Genomic DNA, 15,285 nt, shown 5'->3' with positions numbered 1-15,285 from the left:
AGGAGAAATCAGCTGCTCAACCCGCCGAACAGTGTCGGCAGGTCGAGCGGGCGGAAGCCGTAATGCTGGAGCCAGCGGACATCCGCATCGAAGAAGGCGCGCAGGTCCGGCATACCGTATTTCAGCATGGCGATGCGGTCGATGCCCATGCCCCAGGCAAAACCCTGGTATTCGTCGGGATCGAGCCCGCCGGCGCGCAGTACATTGGGATGCACCATGCCGCAGCCCAGGATCTCCATCCAGTCATTCCCCTCTCCGAAGCGCACCTCGCCGGGTTTCGAGCGGTCGCACTGGATGTCCACTTCCAGGCTCGGCTCCGTAAAGGGGAAGAAGCTCGGCCGGAAGCGCATATTGAGAGACGGCACCTCGAAATAGGCCTTGCAGAACTCGGTGAGCACCCATTTCATGTTGGCGACATTGGCCGTTTTGTCGATCACCAGACCTTCGAGCTGGTGGAACATGGGCGTATGGGTCGCGTCCGAATCCGCGCGATAGGTCTTGCCGGGAATCACGATGCGGATCGGCGGCTTCTGCGCCTCCATGGTGCGGATCTGCACCGGTGAGGTGTGCGTGCGCAGAAGCTTGCGCTCTCCCTTCTCATCCGGCTCGAAGAAGAAGGTGTCGTGCATCTCGCGTGCCGGATGACCCTCCGGGAAGTTCAGGGCCGTGAAATTGTAGTAGTCCGTCTCGATGTCCGGCCCCTCCGCAATGGAGAATCCGAGATCGCCGAAGATGGCAGCGATCTCGTCGATCACCTGCGTGATGGGATGGATGCGGCCGCGCTCCGCCGGGGGCCGTGCGACGGGGAGCGTCACGTCCACCTTCTCGCGCTCCAGCCGTGCCGCAATCGCCGCATCGCGCAATTCGGTGCGGCGGGCGGTGAGCGCCTCTGTCACGCGGTTCTTGAGCCCGTTGATCGCGGGGCCCATGACCTGCCGCTCGTCGGCCGACATCGAACCGAGCGTCTTCAGCCTTTCCGAGATCGAGCCCTTCTTGCCCAGGGCAGCCACGCGGACGGCCTCGATTGCCTGCTCATCGCCAGCGGCGGCGATCTCGTCCATGATCGTTTTTTCGAGCCGGTCCAGATCGTTCATTGTCTTTCCTTTACCTCCTCGGTCTCACCGAGCCGCATTGACTTACATCGCAGGCGTCCACCTGGGCGCCCCAAGGACGCTGTGAAATATCGGGCCTAGGCATCGCGGTTTCCGAAAATCGCTTTCGTCTTTCGGGACGATGCGGACGCGTCAGAATGCGCACCAATGGATACCAGGGCGCGCTTCAAATATCGGGTTGCCTTCAGAAGGCGTCGCAGATCCTTCCCAAGGACGGCATTTTCGAGCAGCCCCAGCGGGGGCAACAAGGGCGAACAGAAGCTGACAATGGAATCGAGCTGCTCCAGAGCCCCTTTGGGGCCGGCCTGCGCATAGGCAGCGAGAGCCCTCTCCTCCGTGTCTTGAAGCATTGCATTGGCCGAGATCTGCATGAAGAGCAACCATATGTCGCGCCCCTGCGCGGCCCGCAAAGGCATCGCTGCCTCCGGCTCCTCCTCGAAATCCACAAAGCCCCAGCGGCCCCCGCTCATGAACATGTCGCGCGGGTGCGGTCTTCCGTGGCAAAGCCCGGCTCCATGGACATGGCCGAGCGCACCGGCAGCGCCGACCAGAAGCTCGTCATGCTCATCGGGATCAACCGACCTCAGTCTTCGCAATTCATGCTCCACGATATCGGCCACATGGGAGAGTACGATCACCGTTCTGCCGCGATAGACGAGATCAGGAACGTCGAAGCCTGCCTGCCGGAAAGCTTCCATTTTGCGGATCTCCCGATCGACCATGCCGGAGGCGTCCGCGCGCCTGGACGCGCGCAGGAAGGATTTTGGCATGACAGGCGAGAGGAGTTCGTGCAGCCGCTTTCCCCAATGCCGGGCTTCGGCATCGTAGCGCTTGATCCAAACAGTGCGGCCGTCGAGGATCGCCGAGGAGATACGCTTCTCCTCGCTCAGGAGCAGCAGGCGCAAAAGCGCCTCCCCTATTTGAGACGATGGAAGCCCCCCTTCCACTGCCCTTTCCCCGCGCATCATTCCGGATCTCGTGCAAATGTCCTTAGGTTCAAAAGAAAACCCGCGCCAGCCCTGCCAGCGCGGGTTCCCGAGATATGCTTCCTTTGCTTCGGGAGCGCTGGTCTTTAAGCGACAGCGCTCTCAAAAGCGTTGGGAGTGGTGTTCTTGAGATATTCGAGCGCTGCCTTGGACTTGGCCACGAGCGCGGCAAAAGCCTGGGGCTCGTGCACGGCCATGTCCGCCAGCACCTTGCGGTCGATCTCGATGCCTGCCTTGTTCAGGCCGTCGATGAAGCGGCCATAGGTAAGCCCGTGTTCGCGCGTGGCGGCATTGATGCGCTGAATCCACAGCGCGCGGAAATTGCGCTTGCGATTCTTGCGGTCGCGATAGGCGTATTGCAGCGACTTCTCGACCGCCTGCTTGGCGATACGAATGGTGTTCTTGCGACGGCCGTAGAAACCCTTGGCGGCTTTCAGGACCTTCTTGTGCTTGGCGTGGGCGGTAACACCCCTCTTCACGCGTGCCATGGCATGATCTCCTTAAACTGTCCTTAACCGCCGATCAGAAGCTGTAGGGCATGAACTTCTTCACGATCTTCGTATCGGGATCGGAAAGAACCATCGTGCCCCGCGCATCGCGGATGAACTTATTGGAACGCTTGATCATGCCGTGGCGCTTGCCAGCGGCCTGCACCTTCACACGGCCGGTCGCGGTCACCTTGAACCGCTTCTTGACCGCCGATTTGGTCTTCAGCTTGGGCATTTTGCTTCTCCAACTTCTTGTGGCGCTTAACGCCTGTTTTCTCACCGGGCTTTCCCCGGAAGCATTACGAGCCGCCACGGCATGCCCTGCCGGACGGCTCAGAAGGAACGGCGCCTCATACCAGCAAGTCATCGCCTGCGCAATAGCGCCGAGCTGTTCAGTAGAGCTGGAACAGGACCGGGATCAATCCCATGTCCCTCCCCATCTCGACGAGCTCGAAAAATGGGATGGCGCTCAGGAAAACGAGACCATCGACCAATGTGCGATTGAAGATCTGGGGCTTGAAGGTGACCCTTTCCTCATCCCTGTAAAGCCAGGGAATCGGCAGGAATCGCGGCACCCGTTCGACATAGGCTAGATAAGGCGCCCCGAGCGTCGCCTTCAGGTAGCGCTCCTCACGAAGTGCGACAAAGTAGAAGGCCACCGCGCAAAAGAGGCCCGCCAGCGCCGAAATGACAAGACTGCCGGTCTGCGCGCCCACACCGACTGCCGCAACCGTGGAGAAAAAATAAAGCGGGTTTCTCGTTACCGAATAAGGGCCGGCGGAAACCAATTCGGCGGACTTTCGCCCGCCGATATAAAGTATCGACCACAATCGCCCGCCGATGCCAATCAGGATGAGGACGAGACCGTAGGCTTCGATCAGCTCGTGCATCATTTCGTTCTGCAACGAGCTTCCGAAGACAAGCAGGATGCCGATGACGCCGATCAGCAACGCCAACACGTAACGGCGTGACGACTGAAATGCCGCCATCGCCTTTGCAGTCTCGCCACTCATCAAAACCTCGCACCGTCTCCAAACCTGACAGGCAGGATGGTTCGGGTGGCACTTCGGCTATTTCGGGGCAAGCACCATCATCATCTGACGGCCTTCGAGCTTCGGCTCGGCCTCGACCTTGGCGATCCCCTCGACGTCCTCACGGACGCGGTTGAGCAGCTTCATACCAAGTTCCAGGTGCGCCATCTCGCGGCCACGGAAGCGAAGCGTCAGCTTGACCTTGTCCCCCTCCTCGAAGAAGCGGCGAACCGAACGCATCTTCACCTCATAATCATGGGTGTCGATGTTCGGGCGCATCTTGATCTCTTTGATCTCGATGGTCTTCTGCTTCTTACGAGCCTCAGCGGCCTTCTTCTGGCTCTGGTATTTGAGCTTGCCGAGATCAGTGATTTTACAGACGGGCGGATCGGCGTTCGGCGATACCTCTACGAGATCGAGTCCTGCCTCCTCGGCAATCCTCAAGGCCTCGTCGGTGGACACGATTCCGCGGTTATTGCCCTCGTCATCGATAAGCTGAACCCGGGGAACCCGGATATCCCGGTTGGAGCGCGGGCCTTCCTTTACGACAGGCGCGGCTTTGAATGGTCTGCGAATGGTCGTTATCTCCAATTGTTGACGAAACAGCTTGCGCCCAAAGGAACAAGCCGCCGGCTATGTGGGCTTGCAGGGCGAAGTGTCAATAGCATAACCCGGCAGAAGAATCACGCCGGAAGAGCAATATCGGGCGGAAATGAGCAGAAAAAATTCGCCTGAAAGTTGAACAGGAGGTGCCAATGGACAAAAGCCAGCCGATCCTCGTCGAAGTTGAGGGAAACATGGTCGCGGTGCGGCATCGGCCAGGAACCGCCCCAGGTCTCGTCTGGCTTGGAGGCTACCGCTCAGACATGAAAGGGACCAAGGCTCAGGCCTTGGACGGCTGGGCGGAAGAGCGCGGCGTCGCCTGCACGAGGCACGACTATTCCGGGCATGGCGAATCGGGCGGCGCCTTCGAGGAGGGAACGATTTCCCGTTGGCTTGCCGAGAGCCTCGCCGTATTCCGCCGCTTCACGGAGGGAAAACAAATCCTCGTCGCCTCATCCATGGGCGCCTGGATCGCGCTCCGCATGGTGCAGGAATTGCAGAAAGCCGGAGAAGGCGGGCGCGTCGGCGGCATTCTGCTTCTGGCGCCGGCTCCGGACTTCACCATGGAGCTGGTGGAGCCCGAACTGAATGAGGAGCAACGCGAAGCGCTGGAAAGACAGGGCTATTTCGAAGAGCCGTCTGAGTATTCGCCGGAGCCTTACATCTATACCAAAGCGCTGATTGACGATGGACGGAGCAACCGGGTCCTCGAAGGCATCATCGACACCCATTGCCCCGTTCACATTTTGCAGGGAATGGCAGACCCTGACGTGCCCTATACGCACGCTCTCCGGCTCGTCGAGCACCTTCCGGCGGATGACGTGACGCTGTCCCTCGTCCGGGACGGCGATCATCGTCTCTCCCGCCCGCAGGACATCGATCTGATGCTCAGGGTAGCTGCGGCGCTGGTGGAACGGGCGCGGCAAACTCGCCCTGAAGGATAGTTGGTTGCGGCCGTCTTACGATTTTTGGTTGTTCATACCTTGAAAGGCCTTCGGCACTTTCCCATGTCACAAAAAGCGGCCGCGCCCCGACTTTCAACCCTCGATGAGGAACTGGTGACGATGACCAATTCTGCCCTGATACGCCCGGCTTGGACACCGGCGACGATCGCCCTGATGGTGGTCGGCTTCATGCTGTTCTGGCCGCTTGGCCTTGCCATGCTGGCCTATATCCTGTGGGGCGACCGGCTCCCCGAATTCAAGCGCGGTGTCAACCGCAAGACCGACGGACTGTTTGCGAATTGCCGCAAGGCGAGCCGCAGCTATTCCATGACCGGTAACGTCGCTTTCGACGAGTGGCGCCAGAAGGAGCTCGAGCGTCTTGAAGAAGAGCGCCGCAGGCTCGACGCCATGCGCGACGAGTTCGACGAGTATGCGCACGAGCTTCGCCGCGCCAAAGACCAGGAAGAGTTCGACCGCTTTATGCGCGAACGCGAGAACCGCGGGCCGAGCGCTCCGCCGGTGACCGATCTCGGCTGAGCGGACCGACCGACTTTGTTCCTCCGGCGCCCCACAAGGGCGCCGTTTTTCTTGCAAGCTCCTGATCAATGCCGGACGAATCACATATTTTGTTCGAATGTTCCCTCGTCTCCTGAAGCGCGCCTCGCCAAAAGCATCCCCAGCCGCGCGAACGCACATCGTCGCCGGACGTGAACTGCCGCTGAAAGTGGTGGAAAACGAGCGGGCCCGGCGGCTCACGCTCCGCATCGGGCCGGGCGGCGAAAGCCTTCGCGTCACCATTCCCCCCGGCGTTTCGTCGCGCGAGGTGGACCGTTTCCTGGAACGTCACCGGGGCTGGCTTGAAGAGAAGCTCAGAAAAATTCCCGAAGAGCCGCTCGTGCGCCCCGGGATCAAGATTCCGCTGCGCGGCGTGCCGCATCTCATAGTGCATGAGCCGGGTACCCGAGGGACGGTGACGGCGGTAACGATCGACGGCCAGCCAGCCCTCGTCATCAGTGGCGATACAAGGCACCTGCCGCGCCGGCTGGCGGATTTCCTGAAGCGTGAAGCGAAACGGGAGATCGAACCGCTCGTGGCCCGCCACACGGCACATGTAGGCCGGCGCGCCAAATCGATCCGCTATAAGGACACGTCGAGCCGCTGGGGCTCCTGCACGTCGGACGGGGTGCTTTCCTTTTCCTGGCGCATCATGATGGCGCCGTCGCCGGTCATCAACTATCTCGTCGCCCATGAGGTGGCGCATCTGAAGGAAATGAACCACGGCCCCCGCTTCTGGGACCTGTGCGAGACACTCTGCCCGGACACGGAACGATGCAAGGCCTGGCTAAAAAGGAACGGAACCGCACTGCAGGCAATACGGTTTGGATAGGGCAGTAAGGGATAGAGCGTCCGGGCAGTATGTATTTCGCCCAAATCCGGCATACACGCGACTGTCTTGTTGCCCTACCGCCCTATTCGTGCCACTCCCACGCGCATGGAACTAGAGATCAAAATCTGCGGCCTGAAGACTGAGCAAGCCGTTACCGCCGCGCTCAGCGGCGGGGCGAGCCATATCGGTTTCATCTTCTTTCCGAAGAGCCCGCGGAATGTCGACGTGGAAACGGCTGCGCGACTTGGGAGATTGGCCAGTGGCCGCGCGAAAGCGGTGGCCGTGACTGTGAATGCCGACGACCAGACGCTCGAGCGTATCGTCGACATTGTGCAGCCTGACGTGCTGCAGTTCCATGGGAGCGAAAGCCCAGAGCGTCTGGATGACATCAAGAAGCGTTACGGGCTGCCGGTGATGAAGGCGATCTCAGTGCGGGAGGCGCAAGACCTTCTGGCATTGTCGGCCTATCGTGAGGTGGCAGACCGTTTCCTGCTCGACGCGAAACCGCCGGTTGGTGCACAGCTTCCGGGCGGCAACGGCATCCCTTTCGACTGGTCGTTGCTTGCCTCCCTTGACGGCGAAGTGGATTACATGCTTTCGGGTGGTCTCAACGCGGCCAATATCGCTGAGGCCCTTGCCATAGCCCGGCCGCGCGGTATCGATATTTCTTCCGGCGTGGAACGCGCGCCGGGCGAAAAGGACCCGGATTTGATACGCGCCTTCTTCACCGCCGTGCAGGCCGCACGGGGCGAGCGCGAGTAACGGAGGCGGCATGAACAAGCCGGTTGAACCCAATTCCTTCCGCACCGGACCCGACGAGCAGGGCATGTTCGGCATTTTCGGCGGCCGCTTCGTCGCGGAAACGCTGATGCCGCTCATCCTCGATCTCCAGGAGCACTGGAACGCAGCCAAGAACGATCCGGCTTTCAAAGCCGAGCTTCAGCACCTCAATGCGCATTACACGGGCCGGCCCTCGCCGCTCTATTTCGCCGAGCGGCTGACGGAGCATCTCGGCGGCGCAAAGATCTATTTCAAGCGCGACGAGCTCAACCATACGGGCAGCCACAAGATCAACAATTGCCTCGGCCAGATCCTGCTTGCCCGGCGCATGGGCAAGACGCGCATCATCGCCGAGACCGGTGCTGGCCAGCACGGAGTGGCCTCGGCCACCGTGGCTGCCCGTTTCGGGCTGCCCTGCATCGTGTATATGGGCGCGACGGATGTGGAACGGCAGGCGCCGAACGTCTTTCGCATGCGGCTTTTGGGTGCGGAGGTGAAGCCGGTGACGTCCGGCCACGGGACGCTCAAGGATGCGATGAATGAGGCGCTCCGCGACTGGGTGACCAATGTCGAGAACACGTATTACCTGATCGGCACGGCCGCAGGTCCTCATCCCTATCCGGAACTCGTACGAGATTTCCAGTCCGTCATCGGGCAAGAAACCAAGGAGCAGATGCTCCAAGCCGAGGGGCGTCTGCCGGACCTCCTCGTGGCTGCGGTCGGCGGCGGCTCCAATGCCATAGGGCTTTTCCATCCCTTCCTGGACGATAAAGACGTGGCCATGGTGGGTGTCGAAGCCGGCGGCAAGGGCCTTGAAGGCGACGAGCACTGCGCTTCCATCACCGCGGGTAAGCCGGGCGTTCTGCACGGCAACCGTACCTACCTCCTGCAGGACGACGACGGCCAGATCAAGGAAGGCCACTCGATCTCGGCCGGCCTGGACTATCCGGGCATTGGGCCCGAGCACTCCTGGCTGAAGGATGCCGGTCGCGTGGAGTATGTGCCCATCATGGACCATGAGGCGTTGGAGGCCTTTCAACTCCTTACCCGCCTCGAAGGCATCATTCCGGCGCTTGAACCGTCCCACGCCTTGGCCGAGGTCATCAAGCGCGCCCCGAAAATGCGCAGGGATCAGATCATCGTCATGAATCTGTCCGGCAGGGGTGACAAGGATATCTTCGCCGTGGCGAAACACCTCAACATGGATATCTAAGCCATGCCGCTCCGGTTCATCGATATCTGGGTGAACTGCCCCGATCAGAAGACGGCCGAGAAGATCGCCGACGCCTGCATCGCCGAAAAGCTTGCTGCATGCGCCAATATCTTCCCCCCGATTGCAAGCCGCTATCGCTGGAAGGGCGCGATCGAGACGGCGACCGAGGTGCCGCTCCTCCTGAAAACCCGGAGCGAGCATTTCGAAGCAGTCTGCGAGGCAGTGCGCACGCTCCATTCCTATGAAGTACCGTTCATCACAGCGACGGAGATCAGCCAGGTCGATCAGGCCTATGCCGACTGGCTGCGCGCGGAAACGAAAGAACCTGCATGACGACCACCCGTATCGACAGGCTTTTCGCCAATCTCAAGGCCGAGAACCGGCCTGCGCTCGTCACCTATTTCATGGGCGGCGATCCGGATTACGAGACCTCGCTTTCCATCATGAAGGCGTTGCCGAAAGCCGGCAGCGATATCATCGAACTTGGCATGCCCTTCTCGGATCCGATGGCCGACGGACCGGCCATCCAGGCTGCCGGTCTGCGCGCGCTTAAAGGCGGCCAGACGCTCGCCAAGACGCTTCAGATGGCTCGGAGCTTCCGGCAGGAGAATGACCATACGCCCATCGTCATGATGGGATACTACAATCCGATCTATATCTATGGCGTCGATCGCTTCCTGGCCGATGCGAAAGAGTCCGGCATCGACGGGCTGATCATCGTCGACCTGCCGCCGGAGATGGACGAGGAACTGTGCGTGCCGGCGCTGAAGGCCGGCATCAACTTCATCCGCCTTGCCACGCCCACGACCGACGACAAGCGTTTGCCCAAGGTTCTCGAAAACACCTCCGGCTTTGTTTACTACGTGTCGATGACGGGCATCACCGGTTCTGCCCTCCCCGATACGTCCAAGGTGGCAGGGGCCGTCTCCCGCATCAAGGGCCATACGGAGCTGCCGGTTTGCGTCGGCTTCGGCGTGAAGACGGCAAGCCAGGCGCGCGCGATCGGTGCGGCGGCCGATGGCGTGGTGGTCGGTACGGCTATCGTCAATGCTGTCGCCAATGTGCTGGGCGCGGACGGCAAAACCACGGCCGACCCGGCGGAAGCGGTGGCGACCCTCGTGCGCGGGCTGGCCGACGGGGTGCGCGAAGCGCGCGTCTCGGCTCCCGCCGAATAACGGACAATTTCTCCCGGTAGTATTCGGAGAGGAAGGAGTATCGCTCATGAACTGGATCACCAACTACGTCCGGCCGAAAATCAACTCCATGCTCGGCCGTCGCGAGATGCCGGAAAATCTCTGGATCAAGGATCCGGAGACGGGCGAAATGGTTTTTCATAAGGATCTGGAGGAGAACCAGTGGGTGATCCCCTCCTCCGGCTACCATATGAAGATCTCCGCCAAGGACCGGCTGAAGCACTTCTTCGATGGTGGTGCCTATGAGACGCTCGAGAATCCGAAAGTCGTCGTCGATCCGCTGAAATTCCGCGACGAGCGTCGCTATATCGACCGCCTGCGCGATGCCAAGGCCAAGACGAATCTGGAAGATGCGGTTCTGAACGGGATCGGCAGCGTCGAGGGCCTGGAGGTCATGGCGACAGTACAGGATTTTGCCTTCATGGGAGGCTCGCTGGGCATGGCGGCGGGCGAAGCCATCGTCCGCGGCTTCGAGACCGCGGTGGAGCGCCGGTTGCCGCTCGTCCTTTTCGCAGCCTCCGGCGGCGCGCGTATGCAGGAGGGCATCCTCTCGTTGATGCAGCTTCCCCGCACGACGGTGGCTGTAGACAGGCTCAAGGAAGCGGGCCTGCCTTATATCGTCGTGCTCACCAATCCGACGACCGGCGGCGTCACCGCCTCTTACGCCATGCTTGGCGACGTGCATATCGCCGAGCCCGGCGCCCTCATCGGCTTTGCCGGCCCGCGCGTGATCGAGCAGACCATCCGGGAGAAACTGCCCGAAGGGTTCCAGCGCGCCGAATATCTGAGGGAGCACGGAATGGTGGATATGGTCGTCCCGCGCACCGAGATGAAGGCGACCGTGGCACGGTTGCTGAAGATCCTGCTCAAGAAGCAGGTGGCGCTAGAGGAAGCACCGAGACTTCCTGCACCTGAAGAAGCCGAACCCGCTGCCGTCAGCGCGTGATCCTACCTACCTACGAGGTCCAACACTTCCATGAGTGCCGCCGAGCGCGCCATCGACCGCCTAATGGCGCTTCACCCCAAGGGATTCGACCTTTCTCTTGAACGCATCGGCCGGCTGCTTCATCGACTTGGCGATCCGCAGGAGAAGCTGCCGCCGGTGATCCACATCGCCGGTACGAACGGCAAGGGGTCCGCAGCCGCCTTTTCCCGTGCCTTGCTTGAGGCATCGGGCAAGGTCGTTCACGTTCACACCTCGCCTCACCTGGTTCGATGGCACGAGCGCTTCCGCATTGGAAAGGCGGGCGGCGGCAGATTTGTTGAGGACGAGGTTCTCGCCGATGCCCTCGAGCGTGTCGCCGAAGCCAATCGCGGCGAGCAGATCACGGTGTTCGAGTTGCTCACGGCGGTGATGTTCCTGCTCTTCTCCGAACACCCCGCAGATGCCGCCGTCGTGGAAGTGGGTCTTGGCGGCCGGTTCGATGCCACCAATGTCGTCCGTCAGCCTGCCGTCAGCCTCATCATGCCGATATCGCTCGACCACGAAGCCTATCTTGGCGACCGGGTGGAATTGATCGCAGCTGAGAAGGCAGGGATCATCAAGCCTGGGTCGCCTGTGGTGATCGGGCAGCAGGAATGGGATGCGGCGCGCGAGGTGCTCATCGAGACCGCGGAGCGCCTGGACGCGCCACTTGCCATCTATGGCCAGGATTTCATTGCCGTGGAAGAAAATGGCCGCATGGTCTACCAGGACGAAAACGGCCTGATGGACCTGCCTTTGCCCCGTCTCGTCGGCCGTCATCAGCTGGCAAATGCCGCAGCGGCCATCGCCGCAGTGAAGGCGGCCGGATTTCCCGTGAGCGACCGCATCGCCGAGGAGGCAATGCTCACGGTTTCGTGGCCTGGCCGCATGCAGCGGCTCACCGAGGGACGGCTGGTAGAGCTTGCGCCGGACAATGCGGAGATTTGGGTCGACGGCGGCCACAATCCCGGTGCTGGTGCCGTTATCGCGGAAAGCATGGCCGAGGCGGAGGAAAAGCGCCCGAAGCCTCTGGTGCTGATCACCGGGATGATCAATACCAAGGACCAGAAGGGCTATTTCAGCGCCTTCCAAGGGATGGCGCGGCATGTCTATACCGTTCCGGTCAATTCGAGCGAAGCGGGGGTGCCGAACAGCGAGCTTGCTGCGCGCGCCATCGCAGCCGGTCTTTCGGCGGAGCCCGTCAACTCCGTGCCGAACGCGCTGAAGCTTCTGCGCGACACCTGGGACGACCCGACACCTCCGCGAATCCTCATCAGCGGCTCTCTCTACCTCGCGGGCGAGGTGCTGGCCGAAAACGGAACCCCCCCACAGTGACAGTCTCCTGCGCCGTGGGGGTTGCAAGCCCGGCAAAATTGCCTCGAATAGCAGCCTGATTCCAAAGCTCTGCCGAAAGGCTTAAACGAGCCTTTCGGCTCGCCATGAAAGGATTTGGCGCTGAGGCAGAAATTTCTCAGTTTGCTCGGCGGGGGAAAACGCCAGGGAACGCGCGCGCGGCTGCAAATCGAGCTCGGCGGCACGCTTGTCTATGCGGTCGGCGATGTCCATGGCTGCTTTGACCAGCTGCAGGTTCTGGAGCAGAAAATTATCGCGGATGCGACCGGTTTCAGCGGCCGCAAGCTCATCATCATGCTGGGGGACTATGTCGACCGCGGACCTGAATCGGCCCAGGTGATCGAGCATTTGATACAGCCGCCGCCGGAAGGATTTCAGCGCATTTGCCTGGCCGGGAATCATGAGACGGCATTCCTGGATTATCTGGAGGGTAACCTTCCGCGTGACGCGTGGCTCGCCACCGGCGGTGAAAACACGCTGCGTTCCTACGGTATCGACCTTACCTATCTTGCCAATCTCTATTCGGCGTCAGAGCTCGACCAGATGGTGCGAAGCAGCGTGCCGTCGTCCCATGTGGCCTTTCTGCGTGCATTGCCAATCATGGCTTATTCGCGCCAGGTGGCATTTGTACATGCGGGCATCCGCCCCGGAATCCCGCTTGAAGATCAGGACGAGCGCGACCTGCTTTTCATCCGCAAGGAGTTCTTCGCTGGCGCAGCCCAGTTGGATCGCTGGGTGATCCATGGCCACACCCCCGTCAAAAAGCCTGAGCTCAGTGGCCGCCGGCTGAACATCGATACGGGCGCCTATATGAGCGGCCGGCTCACGGCGGTGCAGTTGGGCGCCGGGCGCGCGCATTTCCTGTCCACCTGACGTCAGCGCCGGCCTAAGCCGCCTTCTTCTGCGCGTCGTTGTAGTAGCTCACATACTCGCCCAGGTATTTTTCTGAACTTCCGAAACCGCCGTAGCGCGAGAGCGCCTTCATATTTACCTTGTTGAGCACGACGCCGAGAATGCGCTCCGTCACGACGGACTCGGAGCCGAGGACGGAGCGGACAAGCGCGCGTGGCGTGCGTCCCCATTCGACCACGACCAAAAGCCCATCCGCCTGCGGCGCAAATGCCTTGGCGTCGATCACCGGCCCAAGCGGCGGCAAGTCGACGATGATGTAATCGAAGCTGTTCCGCGCTTCTTGCAGAAAGCTGTCCATACCGGCCGAAGAGAGAAGCTCGCTGGTATGTGAAAACCGCGCGCGGACCATGGCCGGCACGATGACAAGGCGCGTTTCGGGGTCCATCTTCGCAACCGCGCGCCAGGACAAGCCGTTCATCACCGCTTCGAGAAGACCTTGTTCGCTGCTCATGCCGAGCGCACGGCTCAAGGTCGGGTTCCGCAGATCCGCATCGATCAGCAGAGTCTTCTGGCCGTTGGCGGCAAGAAGATGAGCGAGGTTCGCCGCAACTGTCGACTTCCCCTCTCCAGGAAGGGCCGAGATGACGCCAAGCACCTTGCTCTGCTTTTCCTGAAGCACGACATCAGCGGCGTATTTGGCGCTGCGCAGGGTTTCCGCGAAGATCGAGGCCGGTGCCTTGATCGCGATCCGCGTCTGACGCCTCGCCTGAGGGTCGATACCCGCGGCTGTAGCAGGCTGGAGGGGAGGATCCTTACGGCTACGCCGCCGGCGCGCCCTGCTCTCCTCGCTACTGAAAGTCGGCAGATAGCCAAGGAAGCGTGCGCCAAGCCTGTCGCGCACATCATCGCCGGTGCGGAAGAATCGTTCGTTGAACTCATTGAGCCCGGCAAAGGCGCCTCCCATCATCAGACCGAGCACCAGTCCCAGCCCCAGGACAAGCGTCGTGCTCGGGCTCGACGGTCCCCGCGGAAGACTGGCAGCCGAGATGATCCGCACACCGGAGATCGGGAAAGTACTCTGCTGCGTGGCCTCCTCATAGCGGGTCAGAAAGGATTGATACAACGAGCTGAGAGCGTTCGACTGCTGCTCCAGCTCACGCAGGCGCACCTGTGACTGCTTCGCTTCGGAGCTCTCGCCACTCGCCGCGGTTACGCTTTCCTGCAACGCCTTCTCGCGCGAAAGCGCCACCTGATATTCGTTGCGGTAGCTCACCGCGAGCTGTGTCAGCTCATTATGGACCTGCCGCGCGACTTCCGCCTGCTCGCGGCGCAGCGCCACCGCCTGGGGGTGATCCTCCCCATATTGCGTGGAGATCTCCTGCTCGCGCCGGCTGATGTTCAGATAACGCGTCTTGAGCTCCGTAAGGACGGAATTGCCGGATTGGTCTTCCGACACGGTCGCGTTCCGGACGGCTTCGTCCGGTCCGGCTTCAGTGATCTCCTGATATTGACGGTAACGCGCATAGGCGCGCGCCGTGTCGGCCTTGGCGATGGCAAGCTGGCTATTCAAATCGGAAAGGCGGCGGTCGGCCATCAGCTCTCCGCTTGCGGCGGAAAGCCCATTCTCGGCCCGGTACTGCTCGACGGCGAGCGCGGCGGCCTGAGAACTCTGGCGCAGCTCCGCCAGCCGGCCTTCAAGCCATACCGCCGCTTCCTCCGTAGCCTCGAAACCCGCATTGAGCTGGTCGGCCACATAGGCCTTCGCGTACGCGTTCGTGATCCTTGCGGCAAGTTCTGGATCATGTGAGCGGAAGCCTATGGAAATCACAAGACTGCGGCCGGCACGCTGGGCGATCACATTGCGCTGCAGCGTTAGGATGGCGGCTCTGCGCGTAGCAGCAGCGTCTGCACCGTCGGAAACCGTCACGTTGCCGCGCAGAGAATGCACGATGGAACGCGCGTAGCCGATGATCTGCGAGAGAAGCGATTCCGGCGGGTTCATGAAGTTCTCGTCCCGGTCGAGCCCCTCCGCGTCCACCACCGCTTCTGCAAGCCGGGCCGATCTTACGATCTCGAGCTGGCTCAGCATGGCCGAGTCCGTCTCCATCTCAGAAGTGAAGGATGACGTGCTGTCGACCATCTTGCGCAGGCTCTCATCGATGAGCACCTGGCTTATCGCGGTGTAGGTGGGGGGCGTCGTGGCCAGATAGAGGATGCCCAGACCAAGCCCGATCAAAGCGCAGAGGATCAGGACGCGAGCCTGCCGGTACGCCATCGCCAGGAGGCGCTCGATATCGATGAAAGTATCCGTTTCCTGAGGCTCACTGGCAGGTAGGGGAACAGGCTTCGTCACGGGAAATCCGGCGTGGTTCATAGCTG

General features: G+C 61.4%; 17 protein-coding genes. 10 read left to right on the top strand and 7 right to left on the bottom strand.

The window, feature by feature from the left end; translation table 11 throughout:
• Positions 1-8 precede the first annotated feature (8 nt).
• The 6 genes from pheS to infC all read right to left on the bottom strand — a co-directional run bounded on the left by pheS (position 9) and on the right by infC (position 4,193).
• The gene (pheS, locus tag CHEJ32_RS0112700; RefSeq protein ID WP_028034208.1) at positions 9-1,094 is read right to left on the bottom strand and encodes a phenylalanine--tRNA ligase subunit alpha; all 1,086 of its coding nucleotides are present in this window, start codon (positions 1,092-1,094) and stop codon (positions 9-11) included.
• Between the two features lie 95 nt (positions 1,095-1,189).
• On the bottom strand, positions 1,190-2,017 hold the full coding sequence (locus tag CHEJ32_RS24675) for an RIO1 family regulatory kinase/ATPase (RefSeq protein ID WP_245261086.1): 828 nt from the start codon (positions 2,015-2,017) through the stop codon (positions 1,190-1,192).
• A gap of 167 nt (positions 2,018-2,184) precedes the next feature.
• Positions 2,185-2,586, bottom strand: coding sequence for a 50S ribosomal protein L20 (rplT, locus tag CHEJ32_RS0112690; RefSeq protein WP_028034207.1), 402 nt, complete (start codon positions 2,584-2,586; stop codon positions 2,185-2,187).
• A gap of 34 nt (positions 2,587-2,620) precedes the next feature.
• The gene (gene rpmI, locus CHEJ32_RS0112685; protein ID WP_028034206.1) at positions 2,621-2,821 is read right to left on the bottom strand and encodes a 50S ribosomal protein L35; all 201 of its coding nucleotides are present in this window, start codon (positions 2,819-2,821) and stop codon (positions 2,621-2,623) included.
• Positions 2,822-2,978: 157 nt separating this feature from the next.
• Positions 2,979-3,599 (bottom strand): isoprenylcysteine carboxylmethyltransferase family protein, encoded by a 621-nt coding sequence (locus tag CHEJ32_RS0112680; protein ID WP_028034205.1) that lies wholly within the window; start codon positions 3,597-3,599, stop codon positions 2,979-2,981.
• A gap of 57 nt (positions 3,600-3,656) precedes the next feature.
• On the bottom strand, positions 3,657-4,193 hold the full coding sequence (infC, locus tag CHEJ32_RS0112675; RefSeq protein WP_034658349.1) for a translation initiation factor IF-3: 537 nt from the start codon (positions 4,191-4,193) through the stop codon (positions 3,657-3,659).
• Positions 4,194-4,372: 179 nt separating this feature from the next.
• On the opposite strand from infC, the gene CHEJ32_RS0112670 reads away from it, so the two are divergent.
• The 10 genes from CHEJ32_RS0112670 (at position 4,373) to CHEJ32_RS0112625 (ending at position 12,927) form a co-directional block, all read left to right on the top strand.
• On the top strand, positions 4,373-5,164 hold the full coding sequence (locus CHEJ32_RS0112670; RefSeq protein ID WP_028034203.1) for a carboxylesterase: 792 nt from the start codon (positions 4,373-4,375) through the stop codon (positions 5,162-5,164).
• Positions 5,165-5,284: 120 nt separating this feature from the next.
• Positions 5,285-5,701, top strand: coding sequence for a DUF2852 domain-containing protein (locus CHEJ32_RS0112665; RefSeq protein ID WP_028034202.1), 417 nt, complete (start codon positions 5,285-5,287; stop codon positions 5,699-5,701).
• A gap of 97 nt (positions 5,702-5,798) precedes the next feature.
• Complete coding sequence (locus CHEJ32_RS0112660; protein WP_028034201.1) at positions 5,799-6,551, top strand: M48 family metallopeptidase; 753 nt, start codon at positions 5,799-5,801, stop codon at positions 6,549-6,551.
• Positions 6,552-6,656: 105 nt separating this feature from the next.
• Complete coding sequence (locus tag CHEJ32_RS0112655) at positions 6,657-7,313, top strand: phosphoribosylanthranilate isomerase (protein WP_028034200.1); 657 nt, start codon at positions 6,657-6,659, stop codon at positions 7,311-7,313.
• Between the two features lie 10 nt (positions 7,314-7,323).
• Entirely contained in the window at positions 7,324-8,544 is a 1,221-nt protein-coding gene (gene trpB / locus CHEJ32_RS0112650) for a tryptophan synthase subunit beta (RefSeq protein ID WP_028034199.1), read from the top strand.
• Between the two features lie 3 nt (positions 8,545-8,547).
• A complete protein-coding gene (cutA, locus tag CHEJ32_RS0112645) occupies positions 8,548-8,877 on the top strand; it encodes a divalent-cation tolerance protein CutA (protein WP_028034198.1) in 330 nt (109 codons plus the stop codon).
• Positions 8,874-9,719 (top strand): tryptophan synthase subunit alpha, encoded by an 846-nt coding sequence (gene trpA, locus CHEJ32_RS0112640; RefSeq protein ID WP_028034197.1) that lies wholly within the window; start codon positions 8,874-8,876, stop codon positions 9,717-9,719. The genes cutA and trpA overlap by 4 nt, the downstream gene beginning before the upstream one ends.
• Before the next feature lie 46 nt (positions 9,720-9,765).
• Positions 9,766-10,683 (top strand): acetyl-CoA carboxylase, carboxyltransferase subunit beta, encoded by a 918-nt coding sequence (accD, locus tag CHEJ32_RS0112635; RefSeq protein WP_028034196.1) that lies wholly within the window; start codon positions 9,766-9,768, stop codon positions 10,681-10,683.
• Positions 10,684-10,713: 30 nt separating this feature from the next.
• A complete protein-coding gene (locus tag CHEJ32_RS0112630; RefSeq protein ID WP_028034195.1) occupies positions 10,714-12,036 on the top strand; it encodes a folylpolyglutamate synthase/dihydrofolate synthase family protein in 1,323 nt (440 codons plus the stop codon).
• A gap of 114 nt (positions 12,037-12,150) precedes the next feature.
• Complete coding sequence (locus CHEJ32_RS0112625; protein WP_028034194.1) at positions 12,151-12,927, top strand: metallophosphoesterase; 777 nt, start codon at positions 12,151-12,153, stop codon at positions 12,925-12,927.
• A gap of 13 nt (positions 12,928-12,940) precedes the next feature.
• Here the strand turns inward: CHEJ32_RS0112625 and CHEJ32_RS0112620 are convergent, their stop codons facing one another.
• Positions 12,941-15,280 carry a polysaccharide biosynthesis tyrosine autokinase gene (locus CHEJ32_RS0112620; RefSeq protein ID WP_028034193.1) on the bottom strand — a complete coding sequence of 780 codons (2,340 nt, stop codon included), beginning with the start codon at positions 15,278-15,280 and terminating at the stop codon, positions 12,941-12,943.
• Positions 15,281-15,285 lie beyond the last annotated feature (5 nt).

The organism is Chelativorans sp. J32, from assembly GCF_000518985.1.
In the GTDB taxonomy this organism is placed as follows: domain Bacteria; phylum Pseudomonadota; class Alphaproteobacteria; order Rhizobiales; family Rhizobiaceae; genus Chelativorans.
This window is presented reverse-complemented; position numbering and strand designations above follow the sequence as displayed.